The organism is Actinomycetospora soli (assembly GCF_021026295.1).
Taxonomy (GTDB): Bacteria; Actinomycetota; Actinomycetes; order Mycobacteriales; family Pseudonocardiaceae; genus Actinomycetospora; species Actinomycetospora soli.
Map to the genome: position 1 here is coordinate 16521 of NZ_JAJNDA010000013.1, position 18863 is coordinate 35383.

General features: G+C 73.6%; 17 protein-coding genes. 14 read left to right on the top strand and 3 right to left on the bottom strand.

Features of this window, described 5'->3' with window-relative positions; genetic code table 11:
- Positions 1–219 precede the first annotated feature (219 nt).
- The 5 genes from LN037_RS20535 to LN037_RS20555 all read left to right on the top strand — a co-directional run bounded on the left by LN037_RS20535 (position 220) and on the right by LN037_RS20555 (position 5574).
- Positions 220–741 (top strand): hypothetical protein, encoded by a 522-nt coding sequence (locus tag LN037_RS20535; protein WP_230756135.1) that lies wholly within the window; start codon positions 220–222, stop codon positions 739–741.
- Between the two features lie 125 nt (positions 742–866).
- Positions 867–1976 (top strand): dual-specificity RNA methyltransferase RlmN, encoded by a 1110-nt coding sequence (gene rlmN, locus LN037_RS20540; protein ID WP_230756553.1) that lies wholly within the window; start codon positions 867–869, stop codon positions 1974–1976.
- 7 nt (positions 1977–1983) lie between these two features.
- On the top strand, positions 1984–3249 hold the full coding sequence (locus LN037_RS20545) for a GNAT family N-acetyltransferase (protein WP_230756137.1): 1266 nt from the start codon (positions 1984–1986) through the stop codon (positions 3247–3249).
- Positions 3250–3457: 208 nt separating this feature from the next.
- Positions 3458–4864, top strand: a complete 1407-nt coding sequence (locus LN037_RS20550) for a hypothetical protein (RefSeq protein ID WP_230756138.1) — start codon at positions 3458–3460, stop codon at positions 4862–4864.
- A gap of 236 nt (positions 4865–5100) precedes the next feature.
- On the top strand, positions 5101–5574 hold the full coding sequence (locus tag LN037_RS20555) for a hypothetical protein (protein WP_230756140.1): 474 nt from the start codon (positions 5101–5103) through the stop codon (positions 5572–5574).
- A 66-nt stretch (positions 5575–5640) separates the two neighbouring features.
- On the opposite strand, the gene ligD is transcribed toward LN037_RS20555, so the two are convergent.
- Entirely contained in the window at positions 5641–6585 is a 945-nt protein-coding gene (ligD, locus tag LN037_RS20560; RefSeq protein ID WP_230756142.1) for a non-homologous end-joining DNA ligase, read from the bottom strand.
- Positions 6586–6612: 27 nt separating this feature from the next.
- On the opposite strand from ligD, the gene LN037_RS20565 reads away from it, so the two are divergent.
- Positions 6613–8013 (top strand): FAD-dependent oxidoreductase, encoded by a 1401-nt coding sequence (locus LN037_RS20565; RefSeq protein WP_230756144.1) that lies wholly within the window; start codon positions 6613–6615, stop codon positions 8011–8013.
- Between the two features lie 25 nt (positions 8014–8038).
- Here LN037_RS20565 and LN037_RS20570 read toward each other — a convergent pair whose 3' ends face one another.
- On the bottom strand, positions 8039–8341 hold the full coding sequence (locus tag LN037_RS20570; RefSeq protein ID WP_230756145.1) for a DUF2631 domain-containing protein: 303 nt from the start codon (positions 8339–8341) through the stop codon (positions 8039–8041).
- A gap of 131 nt (positions 8342–8472) precedes the next feature.
- Here LN037_RS20570 and dxr point away from each other — a divergent pair, with 131 nt between their 5' ends.
- The 8 genes from dxr to LN037_RS20610 all read left to right on the top strand — a co-directional run bounded on the left by dxr (position 8473) and on the right by LN037_RS20610 (position 18192).
- Positions 8473–9645: a 1-deoxy-D-xylulose-5-phosphate reductoisomerase gene (gene dxr / locus LN037_RS20575; RefSeq protein WP_230756148.1), complete on the top strand. Its 1173-nt coding sequence runs from the start codon at positions 8473–8475 to the stop codon at positions 9643–9645.
- 51 nt (positions 9646–9696) lie between these two features.
- Positions 9697–11013: a M50 family metallopeptidase gene (locus LN037_RS20580; RefSeq protein ID WP_230756556.1), complete on the top strand. Its 1317-nt coding sequence runs from the start codon at positions 9697–9699 to the stop codon at positions 11011–11013.
- Positions 11014–11080: 67 nt separating this feature from the next.
- Positions 11081–12247, top strand: coding sequence for a flavodoxin-dependent (E)-4-hydroxy-3-methylbut-2-enyl-diphosphate synthase (gene ispG, locus LN037_RS20585; protein WP_230756149.1), 1167 nt, complete (start codon positions 11081–11083; stop codon positions 12245–12247).
- A gap of 30 nt (positions 12248–12277) precedes the next feature.
- Positions 12278–14293, top strand: coding sequence for an alpha/beta hydrolase family protein (locus LN037_RS20590; RefSeq protein WP_230756151.1), 2016 nt, complete (start codon positions 12278–12280; stop codon positions 14291–14293).
- A 304-nt stretch (positions 14294–14597) separates the two neighbouring features.
- The gene (locus LN037_RS20595; RefSeq protein ID WP_230756153.1) at positions 14598–15431 is read left to right on the top strand and encodes a GNAT family N-acetyltransferase; all 834 of its coding nucleotides are present in this window, start codon (positions 14598–14600) and stop codon (positions 15429–15431) included.
- A gap of 527 nt (positions 15432–15958) precedes the next feature.
- Positions 15959–16333, top strand: coding sequence for a DUF3054 domain-containing protein (locus LN037_RS20600; protein ID WP_230756155.1), 375 nt, complete (start codon positions 15959–15961; stop codon positions 16331–16333).
- Positions 16334–16342: 9 nt separating this feature from the next.
- Positions 16343–17200: a type I methionyl aminopeptidase gene (gene map / locus LN037_RS20605; RefSeq protein WP_230756156.1), complete on the top strand. Its 858-nt coding sequence runs from the start codon at positions 16343–16345 to the stop codon at positions 17198–17200.
- Positions 17197–18192 (top strand): dihydrofolate reductase family protein, encoded by a 996-nt coding sequence (locus LN037_RS20610; RefSeq protein ID WP_230756158.1) that lies wholly within the window; start codon positions 17197–17199, stop codon positions 18190–18192. The genes map and LN037_RS20610 overlap by 4 nt, the downstream gene beginning before the upstream one ends.
- 28 nt (positions 18193–18220) lie before the next feature.
- Here the strand turns inward: LN037_RS20610 and LN037_RS20615 are convergent, their stop codons facing one another.
- Entirely contained in the window at positions 18221–18754 is a 534-nt protein-coding gene (locus tag LN037_RS20615) for a GNAT family N-acetyltransferase (protein ID WP_230756160.1), read from the bottom strand.
- Positions 18755–18863: the final 109 nt, after the last annotated feature.

Consider the following 18863-nt stretch of genomic DNA (forward strand, 5'->3'; position numbering starts at 1 on the left):
CCCTCCCACGTCGGCGACACACCGGACGCAGCTACCGTGGAGGGCGTGTCGTACCCCCATCCCGGCCAGCGACCCGGTGACCCGTACCGCGGTGGTGGCTTCCCGGCTCCGGGGCGTCGCGGACCGGCCGGTCCGCCGCCCGGGTCGTACGGTCCGCCCCCCGGCTCCTCGCGCGGGCGGCCGCCGTCGTCGAGCGGCCGCGGCCCGGGTGGCCGCTCCGTGCGGCTCGACCCGGTGCTGGTGGAGTGCCTCGTCGGGGTCGCCTGGCTGACGGTGGGGACGCTCGGGCTCGGCGCCGACGGCGCCGGCACGCTGCTGCTCGCCGTCGGGATCGCCGGGGTCGTCGTGATCCTCGTCGAGAACCGGCGGCGCGGCTCGCACCCGTTCGACGGCGCGCGGTCGGCCGACCTGCTGCGCTTCGGCGGCATCGCGGTCGGCGCGATCATCCTGGTGTCGGTGCTGCTCGGCCTCGTCTCGTGGTCGGAGGCGGCGCCGGGCGTCGCCGCCGTGATCACCGGCGGGGCGTTCCTGGCCCTGGCGCGCTCGACCGGGCAGCGCCCGACGCAGTGGCTCGGGGTCGCGTTGGCGGCGCTCGGGGTGCTCGCGGCGATCATCAGCACGCAGGAGGCCTCGGGCTTCGTCTCGCAGGGTCTGCTCGGGCTGCTGTGCGGGGTGCTGGTGCCGCTCTCGGCCGCCGACCGGATCGGTCTGTTGGAGTCGCTGCGGGACCGGGTCCGATGAGTGCGGGAGACGGAGCGCAGCGGAGCTCGACCATCGACGCGGGAGACGGAGCGCAGCGGAGCTCGACCATCGACGCGGGAGACGGAGCGCAGCGGAGCTCGACCGTGGACGCGGGAGACGGAGCGCTGCCGGTCCTGTCGCTCTCCGGCACGGGGACGCGGCGCACCCGCCCGCCGCGGCACTTCGCCGACCTCGAGCCCGACGAGCGCAAGGCCGCCGTCACCGAGCTGGGCCTGCCGGGGTTCCGGGCCGACCAGATCGCCCGGCAGTACTACGCCCGCCTGGAGGCCGACCCGGCGGCGATGACGGACCTGCCGGCGGCCGCGCGGGAGACCGCCGCGGCCCTCTTCCCGCACCTCTTCGAGCCCGCCTCCGTGGTCGACTGCGACGGCGGCGCCACGCGCAAGACGCTGTGGAAGGCCGCCGACGGGGCGCTCGTCGAGAGCGTGCTGATGGGCTACCAGGACCGCGCGACGGTCTGCATCTCCAGTCAGGCCGGCTGCGGCATGGCGTGTCCGTTCTGCGCCACCGGCCAGGGCGGTCTGCAGCGGAACATGTCGACGGCGGAGATCGTCGAGCAGGTCCGGTCCGCCGCGGCCGCGGCGCGCGACGGTGCCCTCGGGGACGGCGTCCCGGCGCGCCTCTCGAACGTGGTGTTCATGGGGATGGGGGAGCCCCTCGCGAACTACCGGCGGGTGGTCGACGCCGTCCACCGCATCTGCGACGCCCCGCCCGCGGGTCTGGGGATCAGTCAGCGGTCGGTGACGGTCTCGACGGTCGGGCTCGTCCCGGCGATCCACCGTCTCGCCGACGAGGGACTCCAGGTCACGCTGGCGGTCAGCCTGCACACGCCCGACGACGAGCTGCGCGACACGCTCGTCCCGGTCAACACCCGCTGGCCGGTGCGGGAGGTGTTCGAGGCGGCGCGGCACTACGCCGACGTCACCGGGCGCCGCGTGTCGATCGAGTACGCGCTGATCCGCGACGTCAACGACCAGCCGTGGCGCGCGGACCTGCTCGCCAAGCTCGCGTCGCAGCACCTCGGCCGGCTCGTGCACGTCAACCTCATCCCGCTCAACCCCACCCCGGGCTCGAAGTGGGACGCGAGCCCGGCGCCGGTGCAGGCGGAGTTCGTGCGGCGGGTGCGCAACGGCGGGGTGGCGTGCACGGTCCGCGACACGCGGGGGCGCGAGATCGCCGCCGCGTGCGGGCAGCTGGCCGCGACCGGGGGATGATCACGCGGTGGTGACACCGGAGGTGCGCACGTTCGGCCCCCGGGTCACCGAGGGCTCCGCCGACGCGGGCACGGTGGCCTGGACGCGGGCGCAGCTCGCGGCGTTCCTCGGTCCGCGGCTGGACCCGGACGCGCTCGCCCGGGTCGGCGCGGCGTTCGAGGGCAACCGGCTGCGCGGCGCGTACGCCGACCCGGACCCGACGCCGGTCGCCACCCTGCGGTCCTGGGACGCGCGGCTCACCGTGCCCGGCGGGGAGGTGCCCGCCGACGCCGTCACCGGGATCGGCGTCCGCTCCACCCACCGGCGGCGCGGTCTGACCGACCGCCTGCTCACCGAGGATCTCGGGGCGGCGGCCCGCGCCGGAGCGGCCGCCGCCGTGCTCACCTCGACCCAGGGCGCGCTCTACGAGCGGTGGGGCTTCGGTCTGGCCACCTACACCCGCCGGCTCACGGTCGACACGGCCCGCGCCCGCTTCCGTGACCCCGGACCCCGGGGCACCCTCGAGATCGTCGAGCGGCCCGACGCGGCCCTCGCCCTGACGAGGCCGCTGCACGACCGCGCCCGCCGCCGGCACCCCGGGGCGCTGGAGCGGCTCCCGTCGCAGTGGGACCAGGTGCTGGTCGGGGCCGGACCGTGGAACGGGCTCGAGCCCGACCGGGTGCGTCAGGTGGTGATCTGGCGGGACGACGACGGGCGCCCGGCGGGCTACGTCGTCCTGCGCGTCGAGGAGAGCTGGTTCGCGTCGGGCTCGGGGACGCTCGGCGTGGTCGATCTGCAGGCCGCGACCCCGACGGCGTACACCGAGCTGTGGCGTCATCTCTGCTCGCAGGACCTCATCGGCACCGTGACCTGGACGGACGCCTCCGTCGACGAGCCGCTGCCGTGGTTGCTCACCGACCCGCGGGCGGTCGTCACGGGGGAGAGCCGCCCGATGCTCTGGCTGCGCGTGCTCGACGTCCCGGCGCTGCTCGGCGCCCGGCGCTACCCGACCGAGGACGCGCTGGTGCTCGACGTCGTCGACCCGCTCGGCCACGCCCGCGGGCGCTGGCGGCTCGACACGCACGACCGGCTCGCGCCCGCGGTCACGGCCACGACGCTCGAGCCCGACGTCGTGCTGGAGGCGCCGACGCTGGGCTCGGTGGTGCTCGGCGGCGTCGATCCGCGGGTGCTCGTCCGGGCGAACCGGCTCGAGGAACGGTCGGCGGGAGCGGCGGCTCGGCTGCAGCGGATGCTCGCGGCGCCCTCGGTGCCCTGGAACGGCACCCGATTCTGACCTTTCCGACCGCGATTCCGTCGCTGTCCGATTGTTGCCGGATCGTCATGTAACTCGATTGTCGTACGCCACGTCGCCCGTTTGCGTCACCCACTCGGTTCGTCTGGTTCGAGACGTGGTGCGCCGTTAGGCCGTTCGGGGATTAGCTCTGCGTCACGAAGCGACTGCGGGGAGTCGCAACGCCACGCGATCCAAGGAGTCGAATCCATTGAACGCCGCACGCCGCGCAGTTGCTGCCGCCGCGATCGTCGTCACGGGGCTGGGGACCACGGTGGGAGTTGCCTCCGCTGACTCGTCGAACCGTATCTCGGCGACGAACACCACGGTGGGGAACGGCCTCGGTGACACCACCGGGGGGGACATCACGATCACCGCGAGGAACACCTCGAACATCGCCAACGGCAACGTGATCGCCAGCGGGAACAACATCGCGCTGGGGTCGATCACCAACGGCGACACCACCGTCACGAACACCTCGACCAGCACGACCACGGGCACCACCGGGACGGCCGCCCCGCTCGCCGCCACGGACGCGCTCGGCACCATCACGATCCCGTCGGGCGGGCTCTCGCCGGCCGACTTCGCGGCGTCGGTGCAGGAGGCCATCGAGCAGGCCCGCACGCAGGCGCAGGCGCAGGCCGACGCGGCGCGGGTCTACGCCGAGGCGCTCCGGGACTTCTACTCCGGTGGCGGTATCGGGACCCTCCCGACGTTCCCGACGCTGCCGACCTTTCCGGGGACGCCGGAGCTCCCCGAGGTCCCCGAGCTCCCCGAGCTGCCGGGCACCGGTGGTCCCACCCCGACGATCCCCGACCTGGGTGACCTCTTCGGGGACGACTTCCCGTTCGGTCCGGGTGGCTCGCCGTTCGACGAGGACTTCCCGTTCGGCCCCGGGGGCTCGCCCTTCGGTCCGGACTTCCCCTTCGGTCCCGGGGGCTTCCCGGACCTCCCGGGCCTGCCGGGCGGGCTGCCGGGCACCGGCGGTGACACGGGTGGCGACACCGGCGGCGACACGGGCGGCGACACGGGCGGCGACACCGGTGGGGACACCGGCGGCGACACGGGCGGCGACACCGGTGGGGACACCGGCGGCGACACCGGTGGGGACACCGGCGGCGGCATCGACCTCGGTGACCCGCTCGACCCGGTCCTCGACAACGACCTCCTCGACGCCGACCTGCTGAACAACCCCTCGTCCGGCACGTCCGACAACGACCTGATCGACGCGGACGCGCTGAACGACGACTCGTCCGGGTCGGGCGAGGACAGCGACCTGGTGGACGTCGACGCGCTGAACGACGACTCGGACGGCTCGGGTGACGACACCGACCTGGTGGACGTCGACGCGCTGAACGACGACTCCGGCTCGGGCGACGACACCGACCTGGTCGACGTCGACGCGCTGAACGACGACTCGGACGGCTCGGGTGACGACAGCAACCTGGTCGACGTCGACGCGCTGAACGACTCCGACTCCGGCGACGGCGACCTGGTCGACCTCGACGTGGCGAGCGACAGCGGCGACAGCGACAGCGGCGACAGCGGCGACAGCGGCGACAGCGGCAGCGACGGTGGCGACGGCGGCGGCAGCCTGATCGACGTCGACGCCCTCTGATGCGGCCGTAGTACCTGGCACGACCCAGCACGACCCAGCACGACCCGACGGGCCCGGCCCCGCTCCTCGCGAGCGGGACCGGGCCCGTCGTCGTGCGGTGGGGGCAACGGGGGTTCCTCCCACGATCAGACCACGTGGGGTCGAGATCCGTATCAGCGCCGTGAAGGTCCCGTTAGACGCTGCGTCACACCCGCTCGCGCTCCGTGATCGGGTTCTCAAGTCCGGGGGAGTACCGAATGTCGATCGTCCGTCGTGCCGTCGTCGGAGCCGCCGTGCTCGGCGCAGGTCTCGCGTCCACCGCCGGGATCGCTTCCGCGGCGCCGTCCGTGCCCGGGGTGGACGGTGCGATCGCCGCCGCCGACGCCGCCGCGACGGCCGGCACGCAGGCCGGGCTCAGCGGAGCGCAGGCCGGTCTGGACGCCGCGAACGCCGCCGCCACGGTCGCGCGGACCGTCGCGGGCGTCGACCTCCCCGGCCTCGACCGGATCCCGTCGTCCGTCCTGGACCTCCCGGGGCTCACGCAGGGCCTCGACGCGCTGCCGTCGGCTGCCGACCTCTCGACGCTGCCCGAGCTCCCGACCGACCCGACCGCCTTCTCGGAGCTGCTCACCGAGGGCCTGCCGACCGGCGCGGACCTCACCGAGGGCCTGCCCACCGGCGCGGACCTCACCCCGGACCTGTCGGGGCTCGACGCCCTGCCCGGCGCCTGACCCGCCGTCCCGACGACGGGGACCGACGCGCGCCGGGGGCGCGCCGGCACCCGTCGTCGGGACGGGTCAGACCTCCGGAGCCCCGGGCTCGGGCGCCTCGTCCCGGTCGGCCCACTCCAGCAGCGGCGCGAGGTCGAACACGGCCTCGTCGATGCCCGCGTGCAGGTCGCCGAGCTCGGCGTAGCGCGCGGGCATCGTCGCGATCGTGAAGTCGCCCGGCTCCGCCTGCGGGATCTCGTCCCAGGTGACCGGCGCCGAGACGATGCCCAGCGGCGTGCCGCGCACCGAGTAGGCGCTGGCGATCGTGTGGTCGCGGGTGTTCTGGTTGTAGTCGACGAAGACCGTGCCGGGCGCGCGGTCCTTGCGCCACCACGCGGTGGTCACGAGCTGCGGGGCGCGCCGCTCCACCTCGCGCGCGAAGGCCCAGGCGGCCCGCCGGACCTCGCCGAACGAGTGCTCCGGGCGGATGCGCACGTAGACGTGCAGGCCCTTGCCGCCGGAGGTCTTCGGGAAGCCGACCGCGCCGAGCTCGTCGAGCACCTCGTGGACCACCGTGGCGACCTGCCGGACGGTGTCGAAGCCGACGCCCTCCATCGGGTCGAGGTCGATACGCCACTCGTCGGGCGACTCCACGTCCGCGGCCCGGGAGTTCCAGGGGTGGAACTCGACCGTCGACATCTGCACCGCCCAGACGACGTCGGCGAGCGAGGAGACGCAGAGCTCGTCGGCGGTGCGGTTGTAGCGGGGGAAGCGGACCCGCACGGTCGGCACCCAGTCCGGGGCGCCCTTGGGCAGCCGCTTCTGGTGCACCTTGTCGCCGTCCACGCCGCTGGGGAAGCGGTGCATCATGCACGGCCGGTCGCGCAGGGCGTTGACGATGCCGTCGCCGACGGCCAGGTAGTAGTGCGCGAGATCGAGTTTCGTCTCCCCGCGCGCCGAGAAATACACCCTGTCCGGGTTGGTGAGCCGCACCGTGCGGCCGGCGACCTCGAGCTCGGCAGCTTCTGCCACGAGCGCACGCTAGCGGAGAGGGCACACATGACGCGCCGGATCGTCGTGATCGGCGGCGACGCCACCGGGATGAGCGCCGCCAACACCGCCCTGCGGCACACGGCCGCGGACGGCGGGGAGGCACCCGAGGTGATCGTCCTCGAACGCGGTCACTACACCTCGTACTCCGCCTGCGGCATCCCCTACTGGATCGCCGGCGAGGTGCCCGAGCGCGACGACCTCGTCGCCCGGACGCCCGAGCAGCACCGCGAGGCCGGGATCGACGTCCGGATGCGCACCGAGGCGACCGGGATCGACGTCGAGAAGCAGGTCGTGTCGTTCCGGGCGCTCGACGGCGACGGCACCACGGGCGAGCTGGAGTACGACGACCTCGTCATCGCCACCGGCGCCACGCCGGTCTACCCGCCGCTGGACGGGATCGACGCCGAGGGCATCCACGGCGTGCAGTCGCTCGAGCAGGGCGAGCAGATCGTCAAGGACCTCGACGCCTCGCAGGCCCGCCGGGCCGTCGTCGTGGGCGCCGGCTACATCGGCGTCGAGATGGCCGAGGCGATGCTCTCCCGCGGGCTCGAGGTGACCGTCCTCGACCGTGCCCCGGAGCCGTTCACCCAGATCGACCCCGACCTCGGGTCGATCGTGCGGGACGCGATGGAGGGCATGGGCATCACGGTGCTGACGGGGACCTCCGTCGAGGGCTTCGACACCGGCGAGGACGGGCGTGTGGCCGCCGTGCGCACGGGCGACGGGGCGGTCGCCGCCGACATCGTCGTGATCGGGCTCGGGGTCGCGCCGAACGTGTCGCTCGCGCAGGAGGCCGGGCTGACGGTGGGGCAGTCCGGCGGGCTGGTCACCGACGTGCGGATGCGCTGCGTCGGGCAGGAGAACGTCTGGGCGGGCGGGGACTGCGTCGAGGTGCACCACCGGCTCTCGCGGAAGGGCGTCGCGATCGCGCTCGGCACCCACGCGAACAAGCACGGGCGGATCATCGGCACCAACCTCGCGGCCGGTTACGGCACCTTCCCGGGCGTGATCGGCACCGCGATCTCGAAGGTCTGCTCGCTGGAGATCGGCCGGACCGGGCTGGGGGAGAACGAGGCCCGCGCCGCCGGCTACGGCTTCGTCACCGCGACGATCGAGTCGTCCAACGTGGCGGGCTACATGCCGGGCGCGGAGATGATGACGGTGAAGGTCATCGCCGAGGAGCGCTCCGGGCGGCTGCTCGGCGCCCAGATCGTCGGCCGGGCCAACTCCGCCAAGCGCATCGACGTGTTCGCCACCGCGATCTGGAACGGCATGACCCTCGAGGAGATGACCTTCATGGACCTCTCCTACGCCCCGCCGTTCTCGCCGACGTGGGACGCCGTCCTCGTCGCCGCGCGCAAGGGCGCGAAGGCGGTCCAGGACGACATCCCGCGCAGCCCGGTCTAGGCCGGGCGCCGGTCGTCCTGCGCGCTCAGCGGCGCCAGGACGTCCGGTTGCGGATGACCGACCCGAGCGAGAGCGCGAAGAAGGCGACCGCGATCACGACGAGCCAGATGTCCTCCTGGCGCCCGACGTGGTTGCCCCAGAGCATGATCAGGCAGACCGCGGCGACCACGAAGCCGGACAGGCGCGCGACCTTCGGGTAGTGGCCGTGCCAGCCCCACTCCACCGAGGGCTCGTCGTCGGAGGACACGCCGTTCACGACGACGGCCTTGTGGCTGTCGGCCTTCGCGACGTCACCGTGGGCCTGACGGGCCGGGCTCGAGCTCGCCACGGGGGTCCTCCTGGTCGAGATGGGCGCTTCGGGCCCCAACCTATCGGTCGGCGGGGTCGGTGGCAGTCCGTGGGGCGTGTGACCCGCCCGAACCGTGCCGATCACCCCCGGGCAGGCCAGGATGGGCGGCGATGAGCACCGCCCGCCCCGTCGTCCTGCTGGGTTCCACCGGATCGATCGGCACCCAGGCGCTCGATCTCGTCCGCGCCCACCCCGACCGCTTCACCGTCACCGGGCTCGCCGCGGGCGGCGGCCGCCCGGACCTGCTCGCCGCGCAGGCCGCCGAGTTCGGGGTCCCGACGGTGGCCGTGGCCGACGAGGGCGCCCGGCCGGCGGTGCTCGAGGCGCTGCGCGCGGCCGGGAGCGCGGCCGAGGTGCTCGGCGGGGCCGCCGCGATGACCGACCTCGCCGGGAGCGGCGCGGAGGGCACCGTCGTGCTGAACGCGGTCGACGGCTCCCGCGGGCTCGCGCCGACCCTCGCGGCCCTGCGCAGCGGGGCCACCCTCGCCCTGGCCAACAAGGAGTCGCTGGTGGCGGGCGGCCCGCTGGTGACCCGCGCCGCCACCCCCGGGCAGATCCTGCCGGTCGACTCCGAGCACTCCGCGATCGCGCAGTGCCTGCGCTCCGGTGCCCTCGGGGAGGTCGACCGGATCGTCCTGACGGCGAGCGGGGGCCCGTTCCGCGGTCGCTCGCGGGCCGAGCTCGCGGAGGTCTCGCTCGACGACGCCCTCGCCCACCCCACCTGGGCGATGGGCCCGGTGATCACGCTCAACTCGTCGACGCTGGTGAACAAGGGCCTCGAGCTGATCGAGGCGCACCTGCTGTTCGCCGTGCCCTACGAGCGCATCGACGTCGTGGTGCACCCGCAGTCGATGGTGCACTCGATGGTCACCTTCGCCGACGGCGCCACCATCGCCCAGGCCAGCCCGCCGGACATGCACCTGCCGATCGGCCTCGCCCTCGCCTTCCCCGACCGCCTGCCCGGGGCCTCGCCGCGCGAGACCTTCGCCGCCGCGCAGGCGTGGACCTTCGAACCCCTCGACGCCGAGGCGTTCCCCGCCGTCGACCTCGCCCGCGCCGCCGGCTCGGCCGGCGGGTGCCTGCCCGCCGTGTTCAACGCGGCCAACGAGGAGGCCGTCCGCGGCTTCCTCGCCGGGCGCGGGACCTGGCTGGGGATCGTCGACACCGTCGCCGACGTGCTCGGCGCCGCCACCGAGTGGGCCGGCGACCCGCGCGACGTCGACGACGTGTACGCCGCCGAGGACTGGGCGCGCACCCGGGCGGGGGAGCTGCTCGCGGTCTGACACCGCCCCACGCCGAGATCACCGGGGCGCCCGCTACCGTGGCGCTCCGTGATGCTCGTCCTCGGGATCGTGCTCTTCGCGCTCGGTCTGATGTTCTCCATCGCCTGGCACGAGCTCGGCCACTTCGCCGCCGCACGTCGCTTCGGTGTCCGGGTGCCCGAGTTCATGGTCGGCTTCGGCCCCACCGTGTTCGCCCGGCAACGCGGCGAGACCTCGTTCGGCATCAAGGCGATCCCGCTCGGCGGCTACATCCGCATGATCGGCATGATCCCGCCGGCCCCCGGCGAGAAGATCGGCCGCAGCCGCCGGTCCGGGCCGTTCCAGGGCCTGATCGACGACGTCCGCGCCGACTCGGTCAAGGACATCCGGCCCGGCGACGAGGACCGGCAGTTCTGGACCCGCAAGCCCTGGCAGCGCATCGTCGTGATGTTCGCCGGGCCGTTCATGAACCTGATCCTGGCCGCGGTGCTGTTCATCATCGTGCTGATGGGCTTCGGCATCCCGACGGCCCAGCCGGTGGTCTCGTCGGTGAGCAAGTGCGTGGTGCCCGCCTCCCAGGCGACCACCACCACCGACTGCCCGCCGGGCGCCCCGCTGACGCCGGCCGCGCAGGCGGGCTTCCGCCCCGGCGACCGCATCGTCAGCTTCGACGGCCGCTCCTACGACTCGTGGGAGGACATGCAGCTGGCCATCCGCGCGGCCTCCGGCACCGTCCCCGTCGTCGTCGAGCGCCCCCTCCCCGACGGCGCGGCGGAGACGCTCACGCTCTACCCGCGCCTCATCCAGACCCAGCTGCTCGACCTCGACTCGGCCCGCTCGACCGGCGAGCCGCAGTACGTGACCGGCTCGTTCCTGGGCCTGAGCCCGATCCAGCCGACGACCCGGCAGACCCCCGCGCAGGTGGTCGACTTCGTCGGGGACATGGGTGTGCGGGCGGTCAACAGCATCCTGGCCCTCCCGACGAAGGTGCCCGCGCTGTTCGGCGCCGTGTTCCTCGGTGAGCAGCGCGACGTCAACGGGCCGGTCAGCGTGGTCGGCGTGTCGGTGCTCGGCGGCGAGGTGCTCGCCTCGGACAGCCCGGTGGCGGCCGAGATCGCGATGATGCTGCAGCTGCTGGCGGCGGTGAACGTGTCGCTGTTCCTGCTCAACCTGCTGCCGATCCTGCCGCTCGACGGCGGGCACATCCTCCCGGCGCTCTGGGAGGCGGCGAAGAAGCGGATCGCCCGCCTGCGCGGCCGTCCCGACCCCGGGCCGGTGGACATGGCCCGGCTGATGCCGATCGCCTACGGGTTCGCGATCGTGATCATGCTGTACGGCGGGCTCGTGATCCTGGCCGACATCGTGAACCCGATCAAACTCAACCTGTAGGTGAACAGATGCCGGGGTCACGTCCGTGACGACGGCATTGTCGGAAACGCTCGGGCAGACTGGTGGCATGACGATCGACCTCGGCATGCCGGAGGCTCCCGCGGTGCTGGCGCCGCGGCGCAGGACCCGCCAGCTCGACGTCGGCGGCGTCGGCGTCGGGAGCGACCACCCGGTGTCGGTGCAGTCGATGACGACGACGCTCACCGCGGACATCAACGCCACGCTCCAGCAGATCGCGGAGCTCACCGCCGCGGGTTGCGACATCGTGCGCGTCGCCGTGCCCAGCGCGGACGACGCCGAGGCGCTCCCGGCGATCGCGAAGAAGTCCAACATCCCCGTGATCGCGGACATCCACTTCCAGCCCAAGTACGTGTTCGCCGCGATCGACGCCGGCTGCGCCGCCGTCCGCGTGAACCCGGGCAACATCAAGAAGTTCGACGACAAGGTCGGCGAGATCGCGAAGGCCGCGAAGGACGCGGGCACGCCGATCCGCATCGGCGTCAACGCCGGCTCGCTGGAGCCGTCGATCATGGCGAAGTACGGCAAGGCGACGCCCGAGGCGCTCGTCGAGTCGGCGCTGTGGGAGGCCTCGCTCTTCGCCGAGCACGACTTCCACGACATCAAGATCTCGGTCAAGCACCACGACCCGGTGACGATGGTCCGGGCCTACGAGCTGCTCGCCGAGCAGTGCGACTACCCGCTGCACCTCGGCGTGACCGAGGCGGGCCCGACGTTCCAGGGCACGATCAAGTCGGCCACCGCGTTCGGCGCCCTGCTCTCGCGCGGCATCGGCGACACCATCCGCGTCTCGCTCTCGGCCCCGCCGATCGAGGAGGTCCGGGTGGGCCTGTCGATCCTGGAGTCGCTCAACCTGCGGCCGCGCAAGCTCGAGATCGTCTCCTGCCCGTCCTGCGGGCGCGCGCAGGTCGACGTCTACAAGCTCGCCGACGAGGTGACCGCGGGCCTCGAGGGCATGGAGGTCCCGCTGCGCGTGGCCGTCATGGGCTGCGTCGTCAACGGCCCGGGCGAGGCACGTGACGCCGACCTCGGTGTCGCCAGCGGCAACGGCAAGGGGCAGATCTTCGTCAAGGGCGAGGTCATCAAGACCGTGCCGGAGGCGCAGATCGTCGAGACGCTGATCGAGGAGGCCATGCGCCTCGCCGAGGAGGCCGGCTCGGCGGAGGAGCTCTCCGGCGGCACCGCGGGCGGGGCGCCCACCGTCACGGTCGGCTGACGCCCCTCGGGCGTGGTGGGATCGAGGGTGATGAGCACCTTCGACGACCTCGACGCCTTCGTCGCCACCCGCCGTCAGGCCGGGCTCGCGCTCTCGCCGGACGGCGGGCGCCTGGTCACCACGGCCGCCGAGCTCTCGCCCGACGCCACGCGCCACGTCACCGCGATCTGGGAGGTCGACCCGCGCGGCGAGGAGCCGGCGCGGCGGCTGACGCGCTCGTCGAAGGGGGAGGCCTCGGCGGCCTTCGCCCCCGACGGCGACCTGTACTTCACCTCGGGCCGCCCCGACCCCTCGGCGGAACCCGGCGAGGACGAGCCGGCCGCCCTCTGGGTGCTCCCACGCCACGGCGGGGAGTCCCGCCAGGTCCTGACGGCGGGTGACGGCGTCTCGTCGTTCCTCGTCGCGCGGGACTCGGGGCACGTCGTCGTCGCGACGTCGGTCCCCGTCGGCCCGGCGCCGCACTCGGACGACGAGGACGACCCGGCGGGGGCCCTGCGCGCGGCCCGGAAGAAGGCGGGCGTGTCCGCCCGGCTGCACACCCGGTACCCGGTGCGGTTCTGGGACCACGACCTCGGACCCGGGCGCCCGCAGATCCGCATCCACGAGCCGCTGGCGGCGGACCGGCTGGCGCCGGCCGCCGTCGTGATCGATCCGCTCGAGTCCTCCCAGCGGCTGCGCGAGCACGCGATCAGCCCGGACGGGCAGGTGCTCGCCGTGGCCGTCGACGTGCGCGACCCGGAGGACCCCGCGGCGGTGCGGGTGCGGCTGGAGCTGCGGCGCGGCGGCGAGGCCGAGGTCGTGGCCGACGAGCCCGGGGTCGACCACGAGCGGCCGTCGATCACGCCCGACGGCCGCTGGCTGCTGTGGATCCGGGAGCGGCACGCGCAGCCCGGCCGCGCGCCCGCGCACACGCTGCTGGCGCGCCGGCTCGACGGGGGAGACACGCTCACCGTCCTGCCCGAGGGGCGGCTGACGCTGCAGTCGGTGGTCGGCGGCGCCGACCGCGACGCCGTGTTCGTCACCGCGGACGAGCGGGGCCACTGCCCGGTGTTCCGCGTGTCGGTCACGACGGGGGAGATGCTCCGGACGACCCGCTCGGGGGCGTACACCGACGTCGTCCCCACCCCCGAGGGCGGCGCGCTCTACGCCCTGCGTTCGGCTCCCGACGCGCCCCCGACCCCGGTGCGGCTCGACCCCTACGGCGCCGACCAGGACCCGACGTCGCTGCCGGGCGCCACCGAGATCGACCCGCTCCCGGGGACGCTGACCGAGGTGACGGCCCGCGGCTCCGACGGGGTCGGCCTGCGGGGCTGGCTGGCGCTGCCGGAGGGCGACGGCCCGCACCCCCTGCTGGTGTGGATCCACGGCGGCCCGTTCGGCTCGTGGAACGCCTGGACCTGGCGGTGGAACCCGTGGGTGGCGACGGCGCGCGGCTACGCCGTGCTGCTGCCCGACCCGCGGCTCTCGACCGGGTACGGCCAGGAGTTCATGGACGTCTCGTCGGGCGCGTGGGGCGGTCTGCCGTACACGGACCTCATGGCGCTGACCGACGCCTGCGAGGCGTTGCCGGAGATCGACGCGTCGCGGACGGCCGCGATGGGCGGGTCGTTCGGGGGCTACATGGCCAACTGGGTGGCCGGGCACACCGACCGGTTCGACGCGATCGTCACGCACGCCTCGATCTGGCACCTCGACGGCTTCGTCGGGACCACCGACGGCTCGTACCACTGGACGCGCCAGTGGGGCGACCCGATCACCGACCGCGAGCGCTACGACGAGCACTCGCCGCACCGGTTCGCCTCGTCGATCACGACGCCGATGCTCGTGATCCACGGCGACAAGGACTACCGCGTGCCGATCGGGGAGGGCCTGCGGCTCTGGTACGACCTGCAGCGCCACGGGGTGGAGTCGCAGTTCCTGTACTTCCCCGACGAGAACCACTGGGTGCTGAGGCCCGGAGACGTCAAGGTCTGGTACTCGACGGTGTTCGCGTTCCTCGACCACCACGTGCTCGGGCGCGAGTGGGAGCGGCCGGACCTGGTCTAGAGATGCCGAACGCCCACCGCGACGGTGCGGCGGGCGTGGAGGGGAGCGGGGTCGGAGGGGACGGTCTAGCGGCGGGTGCGGCGCGGGTTCGCGACGCTGCCCTGACGCGCGAGGGCCTCGAGGGCGGTCGCGGCGTCGATGTCGTCCCGGGTGGTGTCGTCTGCCATGCGACCAGGGTCCCCGACGGAGCTGGTGGATTCATGTCCGACACCTGTGGCGATCGTGACGGTCGGATGAAGCAACCCGGGCGAGGTGTACGCACCGTGCACGGTTCATGGCGGGCGCGGTGTGGCACTCTTGCTACGTGCTCCGTACCGCCGGTGCGCGGCTCCTCGACGACCGTGACCGGTCGAGGGTGCGCGGTGTTCTCGACGCTGACCCGGTCGCGACCTGCATGGTCGCGTCGCGGGTCGAGACCGTGGGCGTCGAGCCCTGGCGGCTCGGCGGTGAGCTGTGGGGCGTGGGCGGCCGGCTGGACGGGCTGTGCTTCTCCGGCGCGAACCTCGTGCCGCTGCGGGGCGAGCGCGCCGCCGTGCGGGCCTTCGCCGAGCGGGCGCGCCGGGGTCGACGGACCTGCTCGTCGCTGGTGGGCCGCCGGGAGCTCGTGCTGCCGCTCTGGGAGGAACTCGCCGAACACTGGGGCGAGGCGCGCGAGGTGCGTCCCGACCAGCCGCTGATGGCCACCGACTCCAACCCGTCGATCATCCCGGACCGCGCCGTGCGCCAGGCCCGCCCCGACGACATGGAGCGCTACCTCCCGGCCGCGATCGCGATGTTCCTCGAGGAGGTCGGGGTCGACCCGCGGGTCGGTGACGGCGGGGCCGGCTACCGCGCGCGGGTGTCCGAGCTCATCGCGTCGGGGCGTGCGTTCGTGCGCTTCGAGCAGGGCGAGGTCGTGTTCAAGGCGGAGGTCGGCGCCCTGTCGACGCGCGTCGGGCAGATCCAGGGCGTCTGGGTGCACCCCGACTGGCGCGGCCGCGGCCTCGGGCAGGCCGGCACCGCGGCCGTGGTGGACCACCTCGTCCGGGCCGGCCGGATCGCGTCGCTGTACGTGAACGCGTTCAACACGCCGGCCCGGGCGGCGTACGCGCGGGTGGGGTTCCAGCAGGTCGCGAGCTTCGCGACGGTGTTGTTCTAGCGGTCGTGCCCTCTCGCTCCGGTGGCAGGAAAGCGTCGTTGCTGTCATCCAGCGGCAGGTTCGCCACATCGTCGGGTGGGCGGAACCGTCGTCGGGAGCAAGATCCTGATGCGCCGCGCGATGTGATCGCTGGGCGAGCACATCGCTCCGCGGAATGAGATCTTGGTGCGGGGCGGTGGCCGCGCTGGCCCGGTAGTCGGCCGGACCTGTCGTCGGGAACGGGACTCGGGCGGCCTGGCCTGTCGTGGGGGGCAAGATCCTGACGAGCCGCGCGATGTGATCGCTGGGCGGGCACATCGCTCCGCAGAACGAGATCTTGTTGCGGGGCGGTGGTCGCGCCGGCCTGGTAGCCGACCGAACCCATCGTCGGGAGCAAGATCCTGACGCGCCGCGCGATGTGATCGCTGGGCGGGCACATCGCTCCGCAGAATGAGATCTTGACGCCGCGCACGACGATGCGGCGTTCCTGGCGTCCAGTGCAAGCAGTGACGCTTTGCTGTCACCCCGACCGGCCTACCCTCGAACCCGTGCGCACCCGTGCTCTCGCCCTGATCGACCTCCTCGCCGTGCTGGTGTTCGCCGCCATCGGCCGGCGATCGCACGACGAGAGCGGCGCGCTCCTCGGGGTCGTCACGACGGCGGCCCCGTTCCTGCTCGGCGCGGTCGTCGGCGCGCTCGTCGCGAGGAGCTGGCGCGACCCGCTCTCCTGGCGGTCGGGGATCGCGGTCTGGCTCGGCGCCGTCGTCGTCGGGCTGACCCTGCGCGCGATCCTGTTCGACCGCCTGCCGCTGAGCTTCGCGCTGGTCGCGACCATCTCGCTCGCCGTGCTGGTCCTGGGCTGGCGGGCCGTGGTGCGCGCCGTCACGGCGGTGCGGGGGAGGCGCCACCACCAGGAAGCCTAGGCTGGGGGCATGCCGGTGCGTGCCCCTCTGCGCCCCGGGCAGCAGACGCCTCTGCGCCCGGTGCCGTCGTCCATCCCGCGGCCCGAGTACGTCGGGAAGCCCGCGCCCGCGCGGTCGACCGACCCGTGGGTGCAGGACCCCGAGGTCATCGAGAAGATGCGCCACGCGAGCCGGATCGCGGCGCAGTCGCTGCAGGCCGGCGGCGAGGCCGTGCAGCCGGGCGCGACCACCGACGAGGTCGACCGGGTCGTCCACGAGTTCCTCGTCGACCACGGCGCCTACCCGTCGACGCTCGGGTACCGGAACTTCCCGAAGTCGTGCTGCACCTCGCTGAACGAGGTCATCTGCCACGGCATCCCGGACTCGACCGTGATCGAGGACGGCGACATCGTCAACATCGACGTCACCGCCTTCGTCGACGGTGTGCACGGCGACACCAACGCCACGTTCCTCGCGGGCGACGTCGCCGAGGAGGACCGTCTCCTCGTCGAGCGCACGCACGAGGCCACGATGCGCGCGATCAAGGCCGTGAAGCCGGGTCGGGAGCTGAACGTGGTCGGCCGGGTCATCGAGGCCTACGCCAACCGGTTCGGCTATGGCGTGGTCCGCGACTTCACCGGTCACGGCATCGGCCGGACCTTCCACAGCGGCCTCGTGGTGGTCCACTACGACGACCCCTCGCGCCACGAGATGCTCGAGCCCGGCATGACGTTCACGATCGAGCCGATGATCACCCTCGGCTCCATCGACTACGACATCTGGGACGACGGGTGGACGGTGACGACGAAGGACAAGTCGCGCACCGCCCAGTTCGAGCACACGATCCTGGTCACCGACACGGGCAGCGAGATCCTGACGCTGCCGTGAGGCCGCACGTCCTGGCCAGCTGCGCCGTGTCGCTCGACGGCTTCCTCGACGACGCCACCCCGCAGCGCCGCGTCCTCTCCGGCCCGGCCGATCTCGACCGGGTCGACGAGGAGCGGGCCAGGGTCGACGCGATCCTCGTCGGCGCGGGGACGGTGCGGGCCGACGACCCGCGGCTGCTCGTGCGTGCCCCCGAACGCCGGGCCGCACGGGTCGCCCAGGGCCTCCTCGGGAGCCCGCTGCGCGTCATCCTGACGACGGGTCACGTCGCCGAGGCCGCGCGGGTCCACACCGGGCCCGCCGAGACGATCACGCTCGCCGGCACCCCCGACGAGGTCCTCGACGCCCTCGGGCGCCGCGGCGTGGTCCGGCTGATGGTCGAGGGCGGCGCCACCGTCCTGCGCGAGTTCCTGACGGCGGGTCTGGTCGACGAGCTCCAGATGGTCCTGGCCCCGCAGCTGGTGGGGGACGGGCCGCGGTTCACCGGGGGCGGGCGGCCGCCGCACCTCGTCGAGACCCGCACGATCGGCGGGGACGTCCTGCTGCGCTACCGCTTCGGCGCGGCCGACGACCGGCACCTGGCCGAGGCCTGCGTGCTCGCCGAGCAGTGCCCGCCGTCGGCGACGGCGTTCAGCGTCGGGTGCGTGGTGGTCGCGGAGGACGGCACCGTCCTCGGGACCGGCTGGTCGCGGCGGGACCACCCGCTCGACCACGCCGAGGAGGGCGTGCTGCGCCGCCTGGGCAACGACCCGCGCCTGCGCCGGGCGACGCTCTACAGCTCGCTCGAACCGTGCGGCGAGCGCGCGTCGCGGCCCGACCCGTGCGCCGCGCTCATCGCCCGCGCCGGCATCCCGCGCGTGGTGTACGCGTGGCGCGAGCCGCCGGAGTTCGTGGCCGCGCCCAGCGGGTCGGAGCAGCTCACGGCGGTCGGCGTCGAGGTCGTCCGGCTCCCGCGGTGGGAGCCGCTGGCACGCAGGTGCGCTCCGCGCTCGTGAGTACTAGTGACGGCGATGACCGTCACGACTACTCACGGGGCGAAGCCACCTCGAAGTGCACCGTCGACCACGGGTCGGGGCGGGCGTCGAACACCTCGACGAGGCCGGGGAACGCCCGCCAGAAGGCCAGGGCGCCCGGCACGGAGGCGTTCGTGTGCAGGCAGACGATCTCGAACCGCTCCACCGCCCAGTCCACCGCGGCCTGCGCCAGGGTCCGCCCGACGCCGCCGCGCCGCGCCGACGGCGCCACCCACACCCGGCAGATCTGACCGACCGACGCCGACGCGTAGCGCTGCGCGAGCCAGGGCGGCACGAACTCGGGCTGCGGGCCGCCGGGTCGCACCGAGGCCGTCCCGGCCACCGTCCCGTCCTCGGCCCAGCACACGAGCAGCACCCGGTCGGTCTGGTCGAGGTAGGCGGCCGCGAGATCGTCGACGTCGGTGTGGAACCGCGGGTCGTGCCCCCCGAGCTCCACGAGCATGGCGCGCATGTGGCGCTCGATCGCGGGCAGGTCCTCGGGCCGGGCGGGACGCACGGTCGGCTTCCCGAGAGCGACGGTCATCGGCATACTCTTGCACATGACCGGCAGCAGACACGTCTGAGCGACTGACACTCACTCGCTGCGGTCAACATCACCCATTAGAGACAATGACACTCGTTCCCATTTAGGG